This window comes from Burkholderia sp. WSM2232 (assembly GCF_000472545.1).
Lineage (GTDB): Bacteria > Pseudomonadota > Gammaproteobacteria > Burkholderiales > Burkholderiaceae > Paraburkholderia.
The window spans coordinates 1-18,959 of sequence record NZ_AWZV01000034.1; the positions used below are offsets into that span (position 1 = coordinate 1).

The window sequence follows — 18,959 nt, forward strand, 5'->3', positions numbered from 1 at the left end:
TTCTCCGGCAGCACGGTGCCGAGCACCGACACGCCGGTACGCATCACGTCCATCGGATGCGCGGCCGCCGGAATCCATTCGAGCGCAGCCTTCACGTTCGCGGGCAGGCCGCGCAGCGCCTTCAGCTTCGCCTTGTAGGCGCTCAGTTCGGCCTGCGTGGGCAGCTTGTCGTGCACGAGGAGATAGGCGATCTCTTCGAACTCGCAATTGCCCGCAAGATCGAGAATGTCATAGCCGCGATAGTGCAGGTCGTTGCCGGTCTTGCCGACAGTGCACAGCGCCGTGTTGCCCGCCGTAACGCCGGACAGCGCGACGGATTTTTTCGGTTTGAATGCACCCGCGTTGGCCGGGCTCGCGCTGTTGTCTGCTTCGCTCATCAGTATGTCTCCAGATGCGTGGGAAATTCTTTGACCGCCACCTTAGAGGCAAGGAACGGGCCGACGTTGGCCGCCTGCGCTAAGTGCCTGATTTTCAACCTTACTCACAAACCCTGAAAGCTCGACCGTTTCATAAGCGGAATTCTTACATTTCAAATATGAAACCGATGCGCGCATAATAGGCGGGCCAGCACGAGTCTACTTCCGAGCCACCACCTTGAGCACCGTCCCCTTCGACACCGCCCCGCGCCCGCGCATCTGGGCGCTCAGCATCAGCCGCCTGCGCGATCTGTTTCTCGACATCGCGGGCGAATACGTGGAGCGCGCGGATCTGCGCATCGTCGCGCAAGGTTTCGAGGACGCCGTGCGCGAAATCGAGGCTGCCGGCGCCGGCCGGCCCGACGTCGTGATTGCGGGCGGCTCGAACGGCGCCTATCTGAAGACGCGCGTGGCCGTGCCGGTCGTCATGATTACGCCGACCGGGTTCGACGTGATGCACGCGCTCGCGCGCGCCCGCCGCGACGGCGCGAAGGTTGCACTGGTCACGCATGGCAACACGCCCGACGAGATTCGCCGCTTCGTCGCGGCATTCGGGCTGGATGTGACGTTCGCCTCCCATCAATCGGCGCAGGACGCGGAAAGCGTCGTGCTGGACCTGCGCGATCGCGGTATCGACGTGGTGGTGGGTCCCGGGCTCGTCACCGATCTCGCGGCGAACGCGGGCATGGGCGCCGTGTTTCTTTACTCGCGCGCATCGGTGCGCGCCGGCTTCGAGACGGCGCTCGAAGTCGCGCAGGCGACGCGGCGCGAGACGCTGCGCCGCCAACGGCTCGACAACCTGCTGCAACATCTGCGTGACGGCGTCGTGGCACTCGATGCTGAAGGACGCGTCGAGGCGATGAACCAGCGGCTTGCCGCGGTGCTCGGCATCGACGCGGCGCATGCAGCGGGCCGCGCGCTGCTCGAACTCGCGCCCGACCTCGCGGGCAGTCTCCCCGACTCGGACGGCGACGCGTTCTGTACCGTGCGCGGCGCGAGCTACGTGGTGCATCGCGGACCGCTGGCAAGCGGCGGCGCGGCGGCAGCGGGCACGGTGCTGACATTTCAGGAATCGCGCGCGGTAGAACGGCTCGACCGCACGCTGCGCTCGCGGCAACGGGTGCAGCAGTTCAGCGCGCGCTACCGGCTGGACGATATGGTCGGCGTCTCGCAAGCGATGCAACGCGTGCGCGGGCTCGTCCAGCGATACGCGAGGTCGGACGCAACCGTGCTGATTCTCGGCGAGAGCGGCACCGGCAAGGAAATGGTCGCGCAGAGCATGCATCAGTTGAGCGCAAGGCGCGACTTCGCGTTCGTCGCGATCAACTGCGGCGCGTTTCCCGAGGCGCTACTCGAAAGCGAACTGTTCGGCTACGAGGAAGGCGCGTTCACCGGCGCGCGCAAGGGCGGCAAGGCGGGACTGATTGAAGTCGCGCATCGCGGCACTTTGTTTCTGGATGAGATCGGCGAGATGCCGTTGTCGTTGCAAAGCCGTTTGCTGCGCGTGCTGCAGGAACGCGAAGTTGTGCGGCTCGGTTCGACGGAGCCGACACGCGTGGACATCCGCGTTGTCGCGGCCACGCACCGTGCGTTGACCGAGGGCATCGCAGCGGGCAGCTTTCGTGCCGACCTCTACTACCGGCTCAACATTCTGAGCATTGCGCTGCCGCCGCTGCGCGAGCGATCAACCGACCTGCTGCCGCTCGCCGTCGAGCTGCTGTTGCAAGCCGCGGCGCGCGAGCCGCGGCTTGCCTCGCGCCTGCCCGACGCCGCTGCCGCCGAGCGCGTTCTCGCTGTGCTTGCCGAGCCGTTGCAGCGTTATGCGTGGCCGGGCAACGTGCGGGAATTGCAGAACGTGATCGAACGGATTGCCGTTGAGCTTGCGGACATGGACGCCGACAACGACGCGGAACCAGGCAATCCGCCTTTGCTGACGCGCGACATACTGCGCAGCATCGCCCCTGAAATTGCCGAACCGGCGCACACGCGCCCGAAGAAAACCGCGTTGACGCTGCGCGAGCGCAGCCGTCATGTGGAAGCCGACGAAATCCGCGCCGCGCTCGCCGCACACGGTGGCGACCGCGACGCGGTGTGCGACGCGCTCGGCATCAGCAAGACGACCTTATGGCGGAAGCTGAACGCGGCGCGTTAGCCTTTGGTGCGGCGCCGGCGTCGGCGCCGTGCTTGCCGCCGTTGGCCGCCGCGCGCTGAATGAACATGCTCGGCGTCATGCCGCAGCATCGCTTGAAATGCCGGCCAAAATGGCTCTGGTCGAAGAAGCCGACCTCGGTCGCCACCACCGAGCCCGGTACGCCTTCGAGCAGCAGCGTCTGCGCCCGCTGAATGCGCACGCCGCACAGATAGCGGTACGGCGACGCGCCGTACTGCTGCCGGAACACCGTCGCAAAGCGCGATACGCTGAGCGCGGACAGCGCGGCGAGTTGGGCGAGCGTCACCGGCTCGTTGAAATGGGCTTCTATGAAAGCCCGCGCGGCATTGAGGCTGAGGGACTGTTTCATGACGTGACGATGCCAGGGCAAGCCGCCGGCTCCTCGGCAAAACGCTGAATGGAGAATTTGTCGAGCGCAATGGGCGTGCTGCCCGTATCCACGAGTTCCGCCATTGTCTCGCCCACGCCCGGACCGATCTGGAAACCCGAACCGCTGAAACCGAACGCGTAGAAGAGCCCGTCGACCTTGCTGCTTGGACCGATCACCGGCTCGCCGTCGGGCAGATAGCTTTCGACACCGCTCCACACCCGGATCACATGCAACGGCGCCAACGCGGGCACGAGCCGCCGCATCTGCGCGAGCTGCCGCACGGTGTTCTGCGGCAGCACCGACGCCCGGCTAGTCACCGCATCGGCCGGCCCCGCAAGCCCGCCGCCGACGATGATGTTGCCGCGCGGAATCTGCCGGAAATAAATGCCCTCCTGCTTGATGGACGTGAATACGCCCATCGACGATTGAAACACATACGGCACCGGCTCGGTCACGCACATTTGCGGTCCGCTCACGGCGAGCGGCGCGCGCTCGCCGAACTGTTCGGTCAGACGCGTGGCCCACGCGCCCGCGCAGATCACGAGTTGAGCGGCGTGGTACACGTCGCCGCGCGCGCTTTCCACGCGAAAGCGGCCGCCCTCTTTTTCGACGCGCACGATCTCCGTGTTCTCCATTACCTGCGCGCCGAGCCGCGCCGCCGCGCGTCCGAACGCAGGCGCGGCGAGGCGCGGATTCGCGTGACCATCCAGCGGCGAAATGGACGCGGCCAGCACTTCACGGCCGAGAAACGGAAAGCGCTGAAACAGTGCCGGCCCTTGCAGCACTTCGAGGTCGAGTCCGTAGGCACGCGCGTCGCGCGCGTACTGCACGAAATTCTCGACGTCCTTCCCGTGATAGCACACGCGGGTATGACCCACCGGCAGAAATTCGACGTCCTTGCCGAGCAGTTGCGCCGAGCGCTGCCACGTGCGCAGCGCGCGATTGGCCATAGCGAGTTGCGGCAGTGCGCGGCCCTGGCGCCGCACGCCGCCGAAGTTCACGCCGCTCGCCTGCTGTCCGGTCAGCCCGCGCTCCAGCAGAATCACCGAGCGATTGCGCTGCCGCAGAAAGAACGTGGTCGTCGTGCCCATGATGCCGCCGCCTATCACGATGACATCAGCTTCGTTACGCGTCGCGCTCATTGCGCCTCCTCCTCGGTGAGCGCGACCGGCAGCGGCTTGACCGGCGCCTGGCCGCGCAGCCGTCCCACCGACGAAAGCGGCACGCATGCGGCCGCCGCAATGATTTCCGCGCCCGCGTGCCCGCAATAGCGCCCCTGGCAGCGGCCCATGCCGACTCGCGAAAACGCCTTGGCGCGATTGGCTTCCTGTGCGCCCGCTTCCCGCACGACGCGGCGCAGTTCACCGGCCGTGATTGCTTCGCAGCGGCACACAATGGTCTCGTCCGGCAGCGACGCGGCCAATTTCGCCGGCCACGGGAACGCGTCGCGCAAGCCGGCCGCAAAGCGTGAGAAGCGCGCGAGCTCGGCGCGCAAGGCGTCCGTATCGGCGATGCCGGGGGTTTGCACGCCGTGGTCGTGCAGCGCGGCAAGCGCGGCGAGGCGCCCGGTGCGCTCGGCCGCGTCCGCGCCGCGCACGCGTGCGCCGTCGCCGGCGAGATAGACGCCCTTCACGCTGCTGCGACCGTCGCCGTCTATTTCGGGCAGCCACTGCCGTGCATCGCCATCGAAAACGAAGCGGCAGCCGGCAAGATCCGCCAGTTGCGTTTCTGGACGCAAGTGATAGCCGAACGCCACCGCATCGCACGCGAATTCCAGACGCTTGCCGTCTGGCAACGCCACCTCCACGCCGCTCACACCCGCTCGCGGCGAGCCTTTTATCTCGACTGGCTGCACGCCGCGATAAACCGGTACGCGTGCCGCGGACAACACCCGCGTCAACGCAATGCCTTTTCTCAGCGCGGCGGGAATGGCGAGCAGGCGCGGCAACGCGGCCAGGCGCTGCATGAACGTCGAAGTGTCGAGCACCGCTGCGATCTGTGCGCCCGCCTTCACATATTGTGCGGACACCAGATACAACAGCGGCCCGCTGCCCATCATCACGGTGCGCGAGCCGATCGCACAGCCCTGCGATTTGAGCGCGACCTGCGCGCCGCCAAGACTATAGGTGCCCGCCTGGTGCCAGCCTTTGACGGGCATGAGCCGGTCGGTCGCGCCGCTGCAAATAATCAGCACGTCGAACGGCAGTGTGCCGTATCGCGTGCCGGCAACGGTATGCACCGCATTTGCCGAGATATTCCACACGAGCGTTTCCGGCAGATAGTCGATTCTGCTTTTCAGCGCATCGAAACTCTGATGCAACGATGCGGCGCGCTCAGCCTCGGTGCCGTAGAGCGTGTCGTAGCTGCGGGAAAAACCGTCCGGTTGACGCCGGTAGATCTGCCCGCCGTCGCGCCGGCCTTCGTCGACGACCGCAGGGCGCAGCCCGGCCTGAACGAATGTCTGTGCGGCGCGCACTCCGGCAGGCCCCGCACCGATGATCACTACACGCGGGGCCATACACCCTCCCCGGCTTCAGCAAGATTCGTGACGATCGACATGCCGGGCGCCGCGGGCGTGCTGCATGCGCGCAGGCGCTCGCCTTGCGCGGTCCACACCCAGCAGTCCTGGCACGCGCCCATCAGACAGAAGCCGGCGCGACGGCCGTCGCCGAATTCGGAATCGCGCAGCGTGCTGCCGCTGGTGAGCAGCGCGACTATCAGCGTGTCGCCTTCGGCGGCTTCGCGCACCTCGCCGTCGACGGTAATCGGGAAGGTCTTGCGACCGGTTTCGGCGAGCCGTACAAATCGCTGGTTCATGCCGCAATCGTCTCCAGATTCTGCAAACGGCTCAGCTCGGCCGCCGAGTGATGGCACAGAATCTCCGCGCCGGAAGGCAACTTCTTCAGCGACGGCGGCGTGACATTGCAGACACCGTCGATGCGCACCGGGCAGCGCGCGCGGAACGAACACAACTCAGGCACGGCAGCGCTCTCGCCCATCGCCGGCAACGCACAGGCGGCGACGTGACGCCGTGCGTCGAGCCAGCCAGGCTTTAGTTCGGGCACCGAATCAACCAGCAAGCCCGTGTAAGGGTGATACGGCGGCGCGGCGAGCACGTCGCGCTGCCCCGCTTCCACGCGCTGGCCTGCATACAGCACGATCACTTCGTCGCAGATCGCGCGCACCGTCGAAATGTCATGGCTGATGAACATGTACGACACGCCCAGTTCGCGGCGCAATTCGGCGAGCAGATCGAGAATCGCGGCGCCGACCACCGTGTCGAGCGCGGATGTCACTTCGTCGCAGAGAATCAGCGCAGGATCGGCGGCGAGCGCGCGCGCCAGATTCACACGCTGCTTCTGGCCGCCGGACAGTCCCGCCGGCGTGCGCGTGGCGATCGAAGCGGGCAGCTTCACGAGGTCGAGCAACGCAAGCATGCGTTTTTTCGCGGCCGCACCGCGCATGTGGTGATAGAACGCGAGTGGCCGGCCGAGAATGTCCGCAATCGAATGACTCGGATTCAACGCGGTGTCCGCGTTCTGGAACACGATCTGGATCTGTCGATAATGCTCGGGCGTACGGTGCGACAGTTGCGCAGGCAACGGCTCGCCGTTGAACAGGACTTCTCCGCGTGCGCGGTCCACGAGACCGGCCACCACGCGCGCCAGCGTCGTCTTGCCCGAACCGGACTCGCCGATCACGCCGAGCGCGCTGCCGCGAGGCAGGATCAGGCTCACGTCGTCGAGCACACGCACGGCGGGCACACCGTCACGGTCGATGCGGCCATAGCCTGCCGACAGTCCGCGAATCTCGAGGAGCGGCGGTGCCGATGCGCGGTCCTGCTGGGGCGCTTGCGGCGCCTCAGGACGGCGCGTCGCGGCGAGCAGCTGGCGCGTGTAGGCATCCGCGGGCGCATCCAGCACTTGCGCGACCGCGCCGTTTTCCTTCACCGCGCCGCCGTTCAGCACGACGATGCGATCGGCCATCTGCGCAACGACGGCCAGATCGTGCGACACATACACGGCTGTCGTGCCGAGTTCGCGCACCACCTTCTTGAAGGCCGCGAGCACTTCGATCTGCGTGGTGACGTCGAGCGCGGTAGTCGGTTCGTCGAACACGACGACCGCCGGATCGGTGATCAAAGCCATGGCCGCCATCAAGCGCTGTAGCTGTCCGCCGGAAACCTGGTGCGGATAGCGCTCGCCAATGGTCTCGGGCGCGGGCAGCGCGAGCGCTCGAAACAGCTCGATTGCCTTGGCGCGCGCAGCCTCTTTCGTCATCAGTTGATGCAGCAGCGCCGGCTCCGTCACCTGATCCATGATCGTGCGCGCCGGATTGAAACCGGCCGCGGCGCTTTGCGCAACGTAGGCGACGGCGCGCGCGCGCAACGCGCGGCGTCCTTTTGCGTCGAGCGACAGCACTTCGACGTCGCCGATTCGCACCGAGCCGCCGCTGATCTCGCAGCCCGCGCGCGCATAGCCGAGCAGCGCCAGTGCAATGGTGGTCTTGCCGGAGCCGGATTCGCCGATCAGCGCGAGCACCTCGCCCTTCTTCACCGAGAAGTCGACGCCCCTGACGATCTCTGTCACCGGCCCGTGCGCCGCGCCCGCGACGACACGCAGCCCTTTTACTTCAATCATGTCCCGCTCGGCCATCATGCGTCTCCGTGGCTACGGCTGCGACGCCGCAGGTTGTCGATCAGCAGGTTCATGCCGATGGTCAGCGTGGCAATGGCGACCGCAGGCATCAGCACGGCAGGCGCGCCTTCGGACAGGCCGCCGATGTTTTCGCGCACGAGCGAACCCCAGTCCGCATTCGGCGGCTGCACGCCGAGCCCGAGAAAGCTCAGGCCGCTCAGCAGCAGCACGATGAACACGAAGCGCAGGCCGAAGTCGGCAAGCATCGGATGAATCATGTTCGGCAAGACCTCGACCCGCGCGATATACAGCAGCCCCTCGCCGCGAGCGCGGGCCACCTGCACGTATTCGAGTCCCATCAGATTCAGCGCGAGCGAGCGTGAAATGCGGAACGCACCGGGAATGTAGGCGAGCGCCGCCACCGTAGTCAGCATTGAAATGGACGAGCCGAACGCCGCAATCACCACAAGCGCGAGCACCTTGCTCGGAATCGAAATGAGCGCGTCGAACAGGCGGCTCAGCACTTCGTCGACCCATCTGCCCGATACCGCCGCGAGCAGACCGAAGAACGTCCCGATCACGCTTGCAAGCATGGCCGCGGCGAGCGCCAGACCGACGGTATAGCGCGCACCGTAGAGAATGCGGCTCAGCATGTCGCGGCCCAGGTAGTCGGTGCCGAGCGGATACGCCGCGCTGTAACGGCCGAAAATTTCCGTGGAAGTGAGCGCACCCCCTTGATACGGCGCGACGAGCGGCCCGACAAAAGCGACCAGCAACCAGAACAGCACAATCACGAGGCCCAGCAGGCCAAGCACCGAAAAGCGCTGCACGAGCCGTTGCAAGGCGTTGGATCGAGCAGGCGTGGCAGCCGTTGCAGGCGCTTCGGCGGCCACCGCTTCGTCGCGGGCAACGTCGTACAGCTCGGTGCCCGCATGCGGGATGGGGCGACGGGTAGGTCGGCTTATCATCGGCGCAGCCTCGGGTTAGATACGATTTGACAGAGGTCCGCGATCAGCACGAGCCCCAGATACGCGGCGCAGAACACCATCACGCAGCCTTGTACGAGCGGCATGTCGCGGTTCGTCACGGCGTCCACCATCAGGCTCGCGAGGCCCGGATAGTTGAAGATGGACTCCACGATCACCACGCCGCCGAACAGATACGACAGGCTGAGTGCGACCGCATTGGCAATCGGTCCAATGGTGTTGGGCAGCACGTGGCGTAACACCACGCGCACGGGCGAAGCGCCCTTGAGTATCGCCATTTCCACGTACGACGAATTCAGCTGATCGAGGACCGCGGCGCGCGTCATGCGCGCCATCTGCGCGACGATCACGCAGCACAGCGTCATGACCGGCATGGCGTAGATACGCAGCAGCGCGCCGAACGAATTGACCTCGGACAGGTAGGAGAGCGCCGGCAGCCAGCGCAGCTTGACGGCGAAAATCAGCACGGCGATGGTCGCCACCAGAAACTCGGGCACGGCAACCGTGGAAAGCGTGAGTACATTCAGCACACGGTCGAGCAGCGAGCCCCGGAACATTGCGGACGAAATGCCGATCAGCAACGCGAGCGGCACCGACACGACCGCTGTCAGTCCGGCGAGCACCAGCGAGTTCGGCAGGCGCGTGGCGATCAATTCGCTGACGGGCAGGTTATTCGACAGCGAAGTACCGAAGTTGCCGGTGACGATATGAACGAGCCACTCGCCGTAGCGTTGCAGCGCCGGCTGATCGAGCCCGAACTGATGCCGCAGCGCGGCGACGGCCTCCGGCGTGGCCGCCTGGCCGAGCGCCTGCTGCGCGGCATCGCCAGGCAGCAATCCCGTCACGCCGAACACGATGGCCGAAACCAGCAGCAGCGTGAGCAGCGCGAGACCGAGGCGCGCGGCGATGAGTCGTTGCGCGTGTGCTTTCATTGAAAGTCGCCTCCTTTTCAAAGCATGCGCGCCGCCTGTAAAAGCGACGCGCCAGACATGTAGTGCGTGTATTGCGGGAAATTGCGGAAAAAGCGGCGCTGCGGCCCGCAAGCCTCAGCGCCCTGACTTCAAGGTCACGCCTCCAGCCAGACGTTTTCGGCGAATGCAAAACCCATCAGACCGGCCAGCGGAATCGAGCCGAGACCCTTGAGCTTGCTCGTGTACGCGTCGAGCGAACTGTGAAAGAGCGGAATGCCGATGCCGCCGTTTTCATGCACGAGCACCTGCATGTCGCCGTAGATGCTCTTGCGCTTTGCGTCGTCCGGCTCGCCGCGTGCGGCGACCAGCATCTGGTCGAACTTCGGGCTTTTCCAGTTGGCTTCGTTCCACGGAGCGTCCGATTTGAAGAACTGCGTGAAGAGCACGTCCGCGCTCGGGCGCGCGTTGATGTTGCCGAAGCCGAGCGGATGCTTCATCCAGTGGTTGGACCAGTAGCCGTCCGCCGGCACGCGGCTCACCTGCAGATTGAGGCCCCCGCGCGCCGCCGCCTGTTGCAGCAGCATCGCCATTTCGACGGAACCGTCCGCTGCCGGGGACGCATAGACCTGCAGCGGTGTCGAGCCGAGCTTCGCCTTCTGGAAATAGAACTTGGCCTTGTCGGGGTCGAACGCGCGTTGCGGCAGTCCCGCAAGGTAGTACTTGTTGGTCGGATCGATCGGCTGGTCATTGCCGATTGCACCGTAGCCACGAAACACCGAGCGGCGAATCTGCTCGCGGTCCAACAGGTTCATCATGCCGCGGCGGAAATCGTCGTTGCCGGTCAAGCCGCCCTCGTCGCGCATGATCAGGTCTGTGTAGCCGCCCGTCTTCGTTTCGAGCACCTTGAAGCCCGAAGCAGTCTTCAGGCGTTCCGCCGAGTTCGGCGAGAGACCGCTGATCAGTTGCACGTCGCCCGACAGCAAAGCGTTCACGCGCGCCGATTCGTCACCGATACCGATCAGTTCGATCTCGTCGAGATACGGCATGCCCGGCTTCCAGTACTTGTCGTTTCTCACGCCGACCGTGCGCACACCCGGCGAAAACTCTTTCAGTTTGTACGGCCCCGTACCCACGGCCGTCTTGAAGTCGCTCGTGCCTTCCTTGATGATCAGAAAGTGCGACGTGGCGAGAATCACCGGAAGGTCTGCATTCGCACCTTGCAGCGTGATCGTCACTTCGTTCGGACCGGTGGCCTTCACTTCCTTCACCTGTTCGGCGATGGTCTTCGCCTTGGAAGCCGTGGCAGGGTCCTTGTGGCGCATGATCGAATAAACCACGTCGGCGGGCGCGAGCGCCTTGCCGTCGTGGAACTGCACGCCGTTGCGCAGCTTCACGACCCACACGGTCGCGTCTTTCGTGTCGATCGATTCGGCAAGCGCCATCTTCGCGCCGAGGTGCGAATCCAGCTCGGTCAGGCCGTTGTAGAACATGTTGCAGCGAACGTAGTCGGTGCTGAGCGAACCCTTCGCCGGATCGAGCGTGTCCGCGGCGGAGGCCGACTGCGTGGCCACGCGAATCTTGCCGCCCTGCTTCGGCTTCGCTTGCGCGAGCGCCGAACTGCTCGCGGCCAGCAGACCTGCGCCCGTCATCGACATCATCCCGGCTGCGGCCAGCGCACGCAGCACGTCGCGCCGGGACGCGCCTTTCGCCGTCAATTGCTCGAGCCCGTTGCCGAGGTCAAGGGCGCCATGTGGTGAGTTTTCCTTATTCATCGAACTTCTCCGCGAGATGGGCAGTTGTGGGGGCTGCGGGGTTGAGTGGCGACTACAACAGCGGGACTGCAACGACGAATGCGTCAGCGGGACCTCAGTAGAAAAGATCCTTGATACGGTAATACGTGCCCACGAGGGGCAAAAACCACGGCTTGCCGGTGTGCCCCGGAATCGCGCTCCATTCGGACTCGTCCCAGGGGTTGCGATCCGTGCGGCCGTCCATCACGTCCGCCATCACCTGGCCCATGTGCGTGGACATCTGCGTGCCGTGGCCGCTGTAGCCCATCGAAAAATAGATGCCATCGTGTTGGCCCGCGTGCGGCAGACGATCGGCGCTCATGTCGACGAGACCGCCCCAGCAATAGTCGATGCGCGCAGCGGCGAGCAGCGGAAACATCGTGGCGAGTCCCTGCTGAAGGATGCGCCCGCTCTTCGCATCGGAGGGCCGCTCGGAGGCCGTGAAGCGCGCGCGGCCGCCGAACAGCAAGCGCGCATCGGGTGTCACGCGGAAGTAGTTGTGCATCAGGCGCGTGGTCGTGTAGGCGCGCCGGTTCGGCAGCATCTGCGCGAGCAGCGCGGGCGACAGCGGCTCCGTCACCACGATGAACGAGCCGACCGGCGCGAGGCGCCGCCGATACCAGCCGAACGGCCCATGCCGCGACGGCCCGGTGGCGATGAACACCTGCTTCGCGCGCACTTCGCCGCGCGCGGTGACGACACGGTGCGCCGCGCCGTCCTTCACTATCGACGTAACCGGAGCGTGCTCGAATATTCTTGCGCCGCGCCGCACCGCGGCGTCTGCAAGACCGACCACGAAGCGGCCCATATGCATCTGGCCGCCGTGACGCTGCAGCAATCCGCCGTAAAAGCTATCGGACTGCACTTCGGCACGAATGCGCTCGCCGTCGATCAGCTCTACGTGCGGGTCCACCGCGCGTCGGATCAGCTCCGCCGTCTTCTCGAGGTGCGCGAAGTGATGCGGCTTCGCGGCCAGCTTGAGCTTGCCGCTCGCCACGTAATCACAGTCGATGTTCTCCTCGACGATCAGACGCTCGACCGTATCCACCGCATCCGCATACGCGCGGTAGCACGCGCTCGCGCGCTCGATGCCAAGTTGCGCGACAAGCGCCACGAAGTCTTGCGCCACGCCGGTATTCACCTGGCCGCCGTTGCGTCCCGACGCGCCGCCGCCCACGCGCCCCGCATCCACCACCGTGACGGACGCGCCACGCTTGCCGAGCGCCTGCGCCGCCGACAGGCCGGTGAAGCCCGCGCCGATCACGACCACATCGGCGTGGCCGTCGACCGGACCTTCGCAGGCCGCGATGAACGGCGGCGCGGTGTCGAGCCAGTACGAATCGAGCTTCATCGTATGCGTGTCCATGGTTGCGGTCAGCGGGCCAGCGGTCGGCGGACGAGCGGTCGGCGGCGCGGCGGCAGCGCCGGCTTGCAGGGCGGCCTTGTAGCGCGCCTTGGTTGCCCAGCCGTTGCCCGGCCTTCGCGCGCGCCTGTGACAATTAAAGGCCGAGTTCGGCAGCCAGTTCCGGAATGCCCTTCACTTCGTAGTACTGGTAATACGGCGTGGACGGTTCATGGCCGCGGTTGATGAACGCCTTGTGCCTGATGCCCATGTCATGCGCGGTCATCAGGTCATAGCGCAGGCTCGACGACACGTGCAGCACGTCTTCCGGATTACAGCCGAGCTTGTCGAACATGTACTCGAAGCCCTGCATGCGCGGCTTATACGATTGCGCCTGCTGCGCGGTGAACACCGCATGGAAAGGCGCGCCGAGCTTGTCGACGTTGCTCTGGATCTGGTCGTTCGACGCGTTCGAGAGGATCACCAGCTTGTACTTCTTCGCAAGGCGCGACAGACCTTCCGGCACGTCCGGATGCGGGCCCCACGTCGGCACTGCTTCGTAGATCTTTTGCGCGCCGGCTTCGTCGAATTCCACGTTCATGCGCGCGCACGCACGGCGCAGTGCATTGACCACCACGTCGCGATACGGCTTCCACGCACCCAGCACTTCGTCACGGCGATAACCCGCGTAGAACGCGACGAGCTTTTCGAGGTCGTCGCTCTTCAGGATGTGGCCGTACAGCTCGCGTGTCATGTCGGCCATGCGGAATTTGGTCAGCGTGCCATAGCAGTCAAAGGTGATGTATTTCGGTTCGAAATCGATCATGGTGTAGTCCTATCGTGGTGGTGAACTCGCGTCGAGCTCATTGGCGAAAACAGCAACTAGCTTGCAAGGGGCCAGGCGAGGCGCTGATGCATACGCGTCCGGTCGGCAGTAGAAAGCTCATTCCTGTAAAAGATTTAATCAGCGCAAAAACATAGATGCTCCTGATTCGCGCGCTGCCCGTGACACAAACCATGCGTTTTTGGGCCACTGCGCAGCAGAGTCTGCCGTGCTCCGGCGTAACCCTTAGCCGGCTTGGGCTCGCGGCATGCCGAAGCACGCGCTCGTCATTCCCGCAGGTCGATCAGCACGCTCTTGAAACGCAGGTTGGCCTCGTAAGCCTGACGCCCGAGATCCTTGCCGATGCCCGAACGCTTGTAACCGCCCGTGGGGATCATGAAGTCCGACGTGCGGCCATAGCGGTTGACCCATACCGTGCCCGCTTCGAGTGCGCGCACGCAGCGCAGCGCCCGGCCGAGGTCGGCGGTATGCACGCCGGCCGCAAGCCCGTATTCGGGATGCTGCGCGAGCGCGAGCGCTTCTTCTTCGGTGTCGAAGGTTTGCAGCGTGAGCACCGGGCCGAATACTTCCTCGCGCACGGCCTCCGACTGGGCGTTGACGTCGGTAAGCAAGGTCGGCATATAGAAAGCGCCCGCCGATGCGCCGCGCACTTCGGCCCGCTTGCCGCCGTGCCGCAATGTGGCGCCCGCGTGAAGCGTGCGCTCCACGATGCTTTCGATGCGCGCCGCCTGCGGCTCGGAGATGATCGGCGAGAGCGTCGTGCCCGCAGCCCATGTGGCGCCCGGCTTCATCTCCGCGAAAATCCTGCCGATGCGCTCCGCGAGCGGCTCCGCAAGGCTGCGTTCCACCAGCAGCCGCGAGCCCGCCACGCACACCTGCCCCGCATTGCCGGTGATCGCGCCCGCGATGCGGCGCGCCACATCGTCAAGCCGCGGCGCGTCGGCAAATACGATCTGCGGGCTCTTGCCGCCCAACTCCAGCGTGACCGGCTTGGTGCCGCTTGTCGCGCAGGCCGCCATGATCGCGGCGCCTGTGCGCGTCGAGCCGGTGAACGTGACCTTGCCGATCTTTGGATGACGCACGAGCTCGTCGCCGGTCGCGCGCCCGTCGCCCTGAACCACGTTGAAGATGCCGGCGGGCACGCCCGCCTGCACCGCCAGCTCGGCTAAGCGCAGCACGGAAAATGGCGTCATTTCCGAGGGCTTGAGCACGACCGCGTTGCCCGCGGCGAGCGCGGGCGCGATCTTCCACGAAGCCATCACGAGCGGGAAATTCCACGGTGCAATCGCGCCGATCACACCATACGGCTCGGCAATCGTCATGCCGAGATGATCGTGGTCGGTGGCGGCGACGTCGCCGCCCAGCTTGTCGGCGAACTCCGCGTAGAAGCGGATGCCCTCGGCGGTGAAAGGCACGTCCCACGAAACGGCCTGGGCGATCGGCCGGGTCGAGCCAAGCGCCTCGAGGCGGCCGAGCGCGGGGGCGTCGGCTTCGACGAGATCCGCGAAACGGCGCAGAATCTTCGCGCGCTCGCGCGGCGCCATGCGAGCCCAGCCGCTCGTGCGAAACGCCTGCCACGCATTCTGGACCGCGCGGTCCACCATGTCGGCATCCGCTACCGGCACGCTCGCGTAGACCGTGCCGTCGGACGGCCGCGCCACGTCCAGGCGGCGCGCGCCGTGCCCGCTGCCTTCCAGATACTCGCCGCCGATGAAATGGCCGCTGCGAATCGCGACGTCGTCCGGATTGAAGCTGTCCATGAGAAAGTGCCCTGAGTAGATGACCTTTGAATGGAACCGCGAGCGTCGCGACATCGTCGCCGCGCTCGTCATGACAAAATCGTAGAGCCGCGCGCCTGGCATATGTCGCCGACAAAAATCGCGCGGCAGCAGAACCCGCCTGTAATGCGCGCCCAGACGGAGCGTTTTGCATCGAATTGCGCTGCGGCCCTATTCGGCGCGGCGGATAAAAAGATCGTCCTAGTCACACCGCGCCCCGGATGACACAGTGACGCGTAAGTCTTTAGCCATTCAGGAGCACGGCGTGCCCGACCCGATTACATATAGACGCTTTACCCTCGACGACGTCGCCGCCGCGCATGCGTTGACGGTCGAACTCAAATGGCCGCATCGCCCGGACGACTGGAAGTTCGTCGCACAACTGGGCACGGGCTTTGTCGCCGAAGATGCGAGCGGCGTGATCGGCACCGCGCTTTGCTGGAAGTACGGCGTGGATCGCGCATCGCTCGGCATGGTGATCGTGTCGCCAGCGCGGCAAGGACTCGGTATCGGCAGAAGACTGATGGAGTTGCTGCTCGAGGAACTCGGTGGCCGCATCACCTTCCTGCACGCGACCGCCGCCGGTCAGCCGCTTTACGAAAAGCTGGGCTTTCGCTCGACCGGCACGCTCGATCAGCACCAGGGCGCCGCGTTCCAGCCGCCGCTCGTCTCGTTGCCGGCGGGCGAACGCTTGCGGCCGCTTGGTTCGAGCGACACCGCGCGGCTCGTCGAACTGGCTTCGCAGGCAAGCGGCCTCGACCGCAGCGCTGTGCTGCCGGCGCTGCTCGATAACGCGGACGGCATTGCATTGGATCGCGATGGCGAACTGATCGGCTTCGCGCTCTTTCGCCGCTTTGGTCGCGGCTTTGCGATCGGCCCGGTGGTCGCGCCCGCCTCCGCGGATTCGAGCCGTGCGAAGGCGCTCATCAGCCACTGGCTCGCGCTCAACGAAGGCGTGTTCGTGCGCATGGACACGCCCGGCGACAGCGGCCTGACCGGCTGGCTCGAACAACTCGGCCTGCCGCGCGTGGACACCGTGGTCCGAATGGTGCGCAACGCAGAGCCGCAGAGCGTGGCGGCCAACGCGTCGCCTTATTTGCAATACGGCATCATCAATCAGGCAATTTTCTGACCCGTCATGGCGTTACTCTATAAAGCCGACCCCGCGCGCGGCCTGCAATGGGCGAGGCTGTTCGCCGAGAAGGCGCCCGAGCTGCCGTTTCATATCTGGCCCAATCACGGTGATCCGGCTGCGATCCGTTATCTGGTCGCGTGGCAGCCGCCCGAGGAGCCGACCCGCACGTTTCCCAATCTGGAAGTGGTGTTTTCCGTGGGCGCGGGCGTCGATCAATTCGACCTGTCGGGCGTGCCGGAGCACGTGCCGGTGGTGCGCATGATCGAGCCGGGGCTCGTGGAAGGCATGGTCGAATACGTCACGCAGGCGGCGCTCACCATTCATCGCGATCTGTTCGACTACGCGCTTTCGCAGCAGCAGCAGGTGTGGCGCGAACTGCCGCTCAAACCGGCCGCGCAACGGCGCATCGGCGTGCTGGGGCTTGGGGTGCTAGGCACCGCGGTGTTGGAGCGGCTGCGGCTCTTCGGCTTTGGGTGTGCGGGCTGGAGCCGCTCGCCGCGTGAAATAGAGGGCGTCGACTGCTATGCGGGCGAAGCCTCGCTCGACGCATTCCTTGCCCGCACCGACATTCTGGTCTGCCTGCTGCCGCTCACGCCGGCCACGCGCGGCCTGCTGAATGCAAGCCTGTTTGCAAAGCTGCCGCCCGGCGCCTCGCTGATTCAAACCGGCCGTGGCGCCCATCTGAATCAGCAAGATTTGCTGGCGGCGCTCGAGAGCGGCCAATTGCGCAATGCGATCCTTGACGTGACCGACCCCGAGCCGTTGCCGGCCGGTCATCCGCTGTGGACGCATCCGCGCGTGCGCATCACGCCGCACATTGCCAGCGCGACGCGGCCCGACACCGCCGTCGAGGTCGTGCTCGAGAACCTGCGCCGTCATCGCGAAGGCCTGCCGATGCTCGGTCAGGTCGACCGCACCCGCGGCTATTGAGCCTGCCGGACCGGATCGACTGCGGCGCAATCCGCGCGCACCGCCGCTTTCCGGCCTTTGCAGCACAAAATGCTAAGGGCCTGCATCAAAACGCGTCGCGCGCGCTTTTCAGGCAATTGTTTAGGTAAGCGGGCAATCGGCCTCAGTCAGTAGTATGGAACCGTCAACAGCCCATTCCGCGACGAGAACCCACCATGCCGATTCAATCGCTCATTGAAGCCGACCGCCAGCATCTGATTCACCCCGTCATCAACTACCGTGCGCACGAGGCGCGCGGCGTCACGGTGCTCGAATCCGCGAGCGGCGCGTTCCTGCGCGACGCGGCCGGCAACGAACTGCTCGACGCTTTCTCCGGCTTATGGTGCGTGAACGTAGGCTATGGCCAGCAGAGCATTGTCGAAGCGGCCACCGCGCAAATGAAGAAACTGCCTTATGCCACGAGCTATTTTCACTTCGGCTCGGAGCCCGCCATCGAGCTCGCACAAAAACTCGTGCAAGTCGCGCCCGCTTCGCTTCAGCATGTGTACTTCACGCTCGGCGGCTCGGATGCGGTGGATTCGGCAATCCGTTTCATCACGCATTACTTCAACGCGACGGGCCGTGCGTCGAAGAAGCACATTATCGCGTTGCAGCGCGGCTATCACGGCTCGTCGAGCATGGGCGCAGGGCTGACCGCGCTGCCCGCGTTTCACCGCAATTTCGATCTGCCGCTGCCGAACCAGCATCACCTGCCCTCGCCGTATGCCTACCGCAATGATTTTGCCGACGACGCCGCGCTGATCGCCGCCTCCGTCGCCGCGCTCGAAGCAAAGGTCGCGGAACTGGGCGCGGACAACGTCGCAGCGTTTTTCTGCGAACCGATTCAAGGCTCGGGCGGCGTGATCGTGCCGCCGGTCGGCTGGCTCACGGCGATGCGAGAAAGCTGCCGCAAGCTGGGCATTCTGTTCGTTGCGGACGAAGTGATTACGGGCTTTGGCCGCACCGGTCCGCTCTTCGCGTGCCAGGGCGAGCGCGTCGAGCCGGACCTCATGACGGTCGCCAAAGGCTTGACCGCAGGCTATGCGCCGATGGGTGCGGTGCTGATGTCCGACGAAATCTATCAAGGCATTGCCGACGGCGACGCCGAGGCGATTGTCGGCCACGGTCACACGTACTCGGCGCATCCGGTCAGCGCGGCGATCGGTCTGGAAGTGCTGCGTCTTTATCACGAAGGCGGTCTGCTCGCGAACGGCGTGGCACGCGCACCGCGTTTCGCCCGCGGTCTGGATGCGCTGCTCGCGCATCCACTGGTGGGCGACTCGCGTCACCGCGGCCTGCTCGGCGCGCTCGAACTCGTCGCCGACAAGAACACCAAGGCGCAGTTCGACCCGGCGTTGAAACTGTCCGAGCGTATAGCCGCGGCCGCGTATCAGAACCGCCTGATTTTCCGTGCGTTCGGCGATAACATTCTCGGCTTTGCGCCCGCGCTCTCGTACACCGAATCGGACTTCGACCTGATGTTCGAGCGGCTCGAGAAGACCCTGAACGACGTACTCGCGCAAGCCGAGGTTCGCGCTGCGTTGAACGGCACAACCACGGCCAATCACCAGGTCAAAACTACTGCCGCTGCATGCTAGAGTAGAGGGCACCCTCAGTCCCTTTCCTCAACCG

At 65.4% G+C, this 18,959-nt stretch carries 16 protein-coding genes; 4 read left to right on the top strand and 12 right to left on the bottom strand.

Features of this window, described 5'->3' with window-relative positions:
* Positions 1-377: citrate/2-methylcitrate synthase (locus F757_RS34115; RefSeq protein ID WP_035467463.1), on the bottom strand; the 377-nt coding region annotated here is incomplete at its 3' end.
* Between the two features lie 217 nt (positions 378-594).
* Between F757_RS34115 and prpR the strand changes: the two genes are divergently transcribed.
* On the top strand, positions 595-2,568 hold the full coding sequence (gene prpR / locus F757_RS0125515; protein WP_027213851.1) for a propionate catabolism operon regulatory protein PrpR: 1,974 nt from the start codon (positions 595-597) through the stop codon (positions 2,566-2,568).
* Here prpR and F757_RS0125520 read toward each other — a convergent pair.
* The 11 genes from F757_RS0125520 to F757_RS0125570 all read right to left on the bottom strand — a co-directional run bounded on the left by F757_RS0125520 (position 2,525) and on the right by F757_RS0125570 (position 15,226).
* Positions 2,525-2,935, bottom strand: coding sequence for a helix-turn-helix domain-containing protein (locus tag F757_RS0125520; protein ID WP_035467464.1), 411 nt, complete (start codon positions 2,933-2,935; stop codon positions 2,525-2,527). The two genes, prpR and F757_RS0125520, sit on opposite strands and share 44 nt — an antisense overlap.
* On the bottom strand, positions 2,932-4,098 hold the full coding sequence (locus F757_RS0125525) for an NAD(P)/FAD-dependent oxidoreductase (protein WP_027213853.1): 1,167 nt from the start codon (positions 4,096-4,098) through the stop codon (positions 2,932-2,934). Before F757_RS0125525 ends, F757_RS0125520 begins: the two co-directional genes overlap by 4 nt.
* Positions 4,095-5,474 carry an FAD/NAD(P)-dependent oxidoreductase gene (locus F757_RS0125530; RefSeq protein WP_027213854.1) on the bottom strand — a complete coding sequence of 460 codons (1,380 nt, stop codon included), beginning with the start codon at positions 5,472-5,474 and terminating at the stop codon, positions 4,095-4,097. Before F757_RS0125530 ends, F757_RS0125525 begins: the two co-directional genes overlap by 4 nt.
* Positions 5,459-5,773 carry a (2Fe-2S)-binding protein gene (locus tag F757_RS0125535; protein WP_027213855.1) on the bottom strand — a complete coding sequence of 105 codons (315 nt, stop codon included), beginning with the start codon at positions 5,771-5,773 and terminating at the stop codon, positions 5,459-5,461. The genes F757_RS0125530 and F757_RS0125535 overlap by 16 nt, the downstream gene beginning before the upstream one ends.
* Positions 5,770-7,611: an ABC transporter ATP-binding protein gene (locus F757_RS0125540; protein WP_027213856.1), complete on the bottom strand. Its 1,842-nt coding sequence runs from the start codon at positions 7,609-7,611 to the stop codon at positions 5,770-5,772. The genes F757_RS0125535 and F757_RS0125540 overlap by 4 nt, the downstream gene beginning before the upstream one ends.
* Positions 7,611-8,561, bottom strand: coding sequence for an ABC transporter permease (locus F757_RS0125545; protein ID WP_027213857.1), 951 nt, complete (start codon positions 8,559-8,561; stop codon positions 7,611-7,613). The genes F757_RS0125540 and F757_RS0125545 overlap by 1 nt, the downstream gene beginning before the upstream one ends.
* Positions 8,558-9,511 (bottom strand): ABC transporter permease, encoded by a 954-nt coding sequence (locus F757_RS0125550; RefSeq protein WP_027213858.1) that lies wholly within the window; start codon positions 9,509-9,511, stop codon positions 8,558-8,560. Before F757_RS0125550 ends, F757_RS0125545 begins: the two co-directional genes overlap by 4 nt.
* A gap of 134 nt (positions 9,512-9,645) precedes the next feature.
* Positions 9,646-11,262: an ABC transporter substrate-binding protein gene (locus F757_RS0125555; RefSeq protein ID WP_027213859.1), complete on the bottom strand. Its 1,617-nt coding sequence runs from the start codon at positions 11,260-11,262 to the stop codon at positions 9,646-9,648.
* Between the two features lie 94 nt (positions 11,263-11,356).
* Positions 11,357-12,631: an NAD(P)/FAD-dependent oxidoreductase gene (locus F757_RS0125560; protein ID WP_027213860.1), complete on the bottom strand. Its 1,275-nt coding sequence runs from the start codon at positions 12,629-12,631 to the stop codon at positions 11,357-11,359.
* Positions 12,632-12,779: 148 nt separating this feature from the next.
* Complete coding sequence (locus F757_RS0125565) at positions 12,780-13,448, bottom strand: haloacid dehalogenase type II (protein ID WP_027213861.1); 669 nt, start codon at positions 13,446-13,448, stop codon at positions 12,780-12,782.
* 284 nt (positions 13,449-13,732) lie between these two features.
* Entirely contained in the window at positions 13,733-15,226 is a 1,494-nt protein-coding gene (locus F757_RS0125570) for an aldehyde dehydrogenase family protein (protein WP_027213862.1), read from the bottom strand.
* Between the two features lie 283 nt (positions 15,227-15,509).
* On the opposite strand from F757_RS0125570, the gene F757_RS0125575 reads away from it, so the two are divergent.
* The 3 genes from F757_RS0125575 (at position 15,510) to F757_RS0125585 (ending at position 18,925) form a co-directional block, all read left to right on the top strand.
* Positions 15,510-16,376 carry a GNAT family N-acetyltransferase gene (locus tag F757_RS0125575; RefSeq protein WP_027213863.1) on the top strand — a complete coding sequence of 289 codons (867 nt, stop codon included), beginning with the start codon at positions 15,510-15,512 and terminating at the stop codon, positions 16,374-16,376.
* 6 nt (positions 16,377-16,382) lie between these two features.
* Positions 16,383-17,309 (top strand): 2-hydroxyacid dehydrogenase, encoded by a 927-nt coding sequence (locus tag F757_RS0125580; protein WP_027213864.1) that lies wholly within the window; start codon positions 16,383-16,385, stop codon positions 17,307-17,309.
* Positions 17,310-17,503: 194 nt separating this feature from the next.
* Positions 17,504-18,925, top strand: coding sequence for an aspartate aminotransferase family protein (locus tag F757_RS0125585; RefSeq protein ID WP_027213865.1), 1,422 nt, complete (start codon positions 17,504-17,506; stop codon positions 18,923-18,925).
* Positions 18,926-18,959 lie beyond the last annotated feature (34 nt).

Excerpts from the sequence above, each read along its gene's own strand:
- F757_RS0125520 (WP_035467464.1), bottom strand. The coding sequence starts at position 2,935 with ATGAAACAGTCCCTCAGCCTCAATGCCGCGCGGGCTTTCATAGAAGCC.
- F757_RS0125540 (WP_027213856.1), bottom strand. The coding sequence starts at position 7,611 with ATGGCCGAGCGGGACATGATTGAAGTAAAAGGGCTGCGTGTCGTCGCG.
- F757_RS0125560 (WP_027213860.1), bottom strand. The coding sequence starts at position 12,631 with ATGAAGCTCGATTCGTACTGGCTCGACACCGCGCCGCCGTTCATCGCG.
- F757_RS0125585 (WP_027213865.1), top strand. The coding sequence starts at position 17,504 with ATGCCGATTCAATCGCTCATTGAAGCCGACCGCCAGCATCTGATTCAC.
- F757_RS0125565 (WP_027213861.1), bottom strand. The coding sequence starts at position 13,448 with ATGATCGATTTCGAACCGAAATACATCACCTTTGACTGCTATGGCACG.
- F757_RS0125535 (WP_027213855.1), bottom strand. The coding sequence starts at position 5,773 with ATGAACCAGCGATTTGTACGGCTCGCCGAAACCGGTCGCAAGACCTTC.
- F757_RS0125525 (WP_027213853.1), bottom strand. The coding sequence starts at position 4,098 with ATGAGCGCGACGCGTAACGAAGCTGATGTCATCGTGATAGGCGGCGGC.
- F757_RS0125555 (WP_027213859.1), bottom strand. The coding sequence starts at position 11,262 with ATGAATAAGGAAAACTCACCACATGGCGCCCTTGACCTCGGCAACGGG.
- F757_RS0125530 (WP_027213854.1), bottom strand. The coding sequence starts at position 5,474 with ATGGCCCCGCGTGTAGTGATCATCGGTGCGGGGCCTGCCGGAGTGCGC.
- F757_RS0125545 (WP_027213857.1), bottom strand. The coding sequence starts at position 8,561 with ATGATAAGCCGACCTACCCGTCGCCCCATCCCGCATGCGGGCACCGAG.
- F757_RS0125580 (WP_027213864.1), top strand. The coding sequence starts at position 16,383 with ATGGCGTTACTCTATAAAGCCGACCCCGCGCGCGGCCTGCAATGGGCG.
- F757_RS0125550 (WP_027213858.1), bottom strand. The coding sequence starts at position 9,511 with ATGAAAGCACACGCGCAACGACTCATCGCCGCGCGCCTCGGTCTCGCG.
- F757_RS0125570 (WP_027213862.1), bottom strand. The coding sequence starts at position 15,226 with ATGGACAGCTTCAATCCGGACGACGTCGCGATTCGCAGCGGCCATTTC.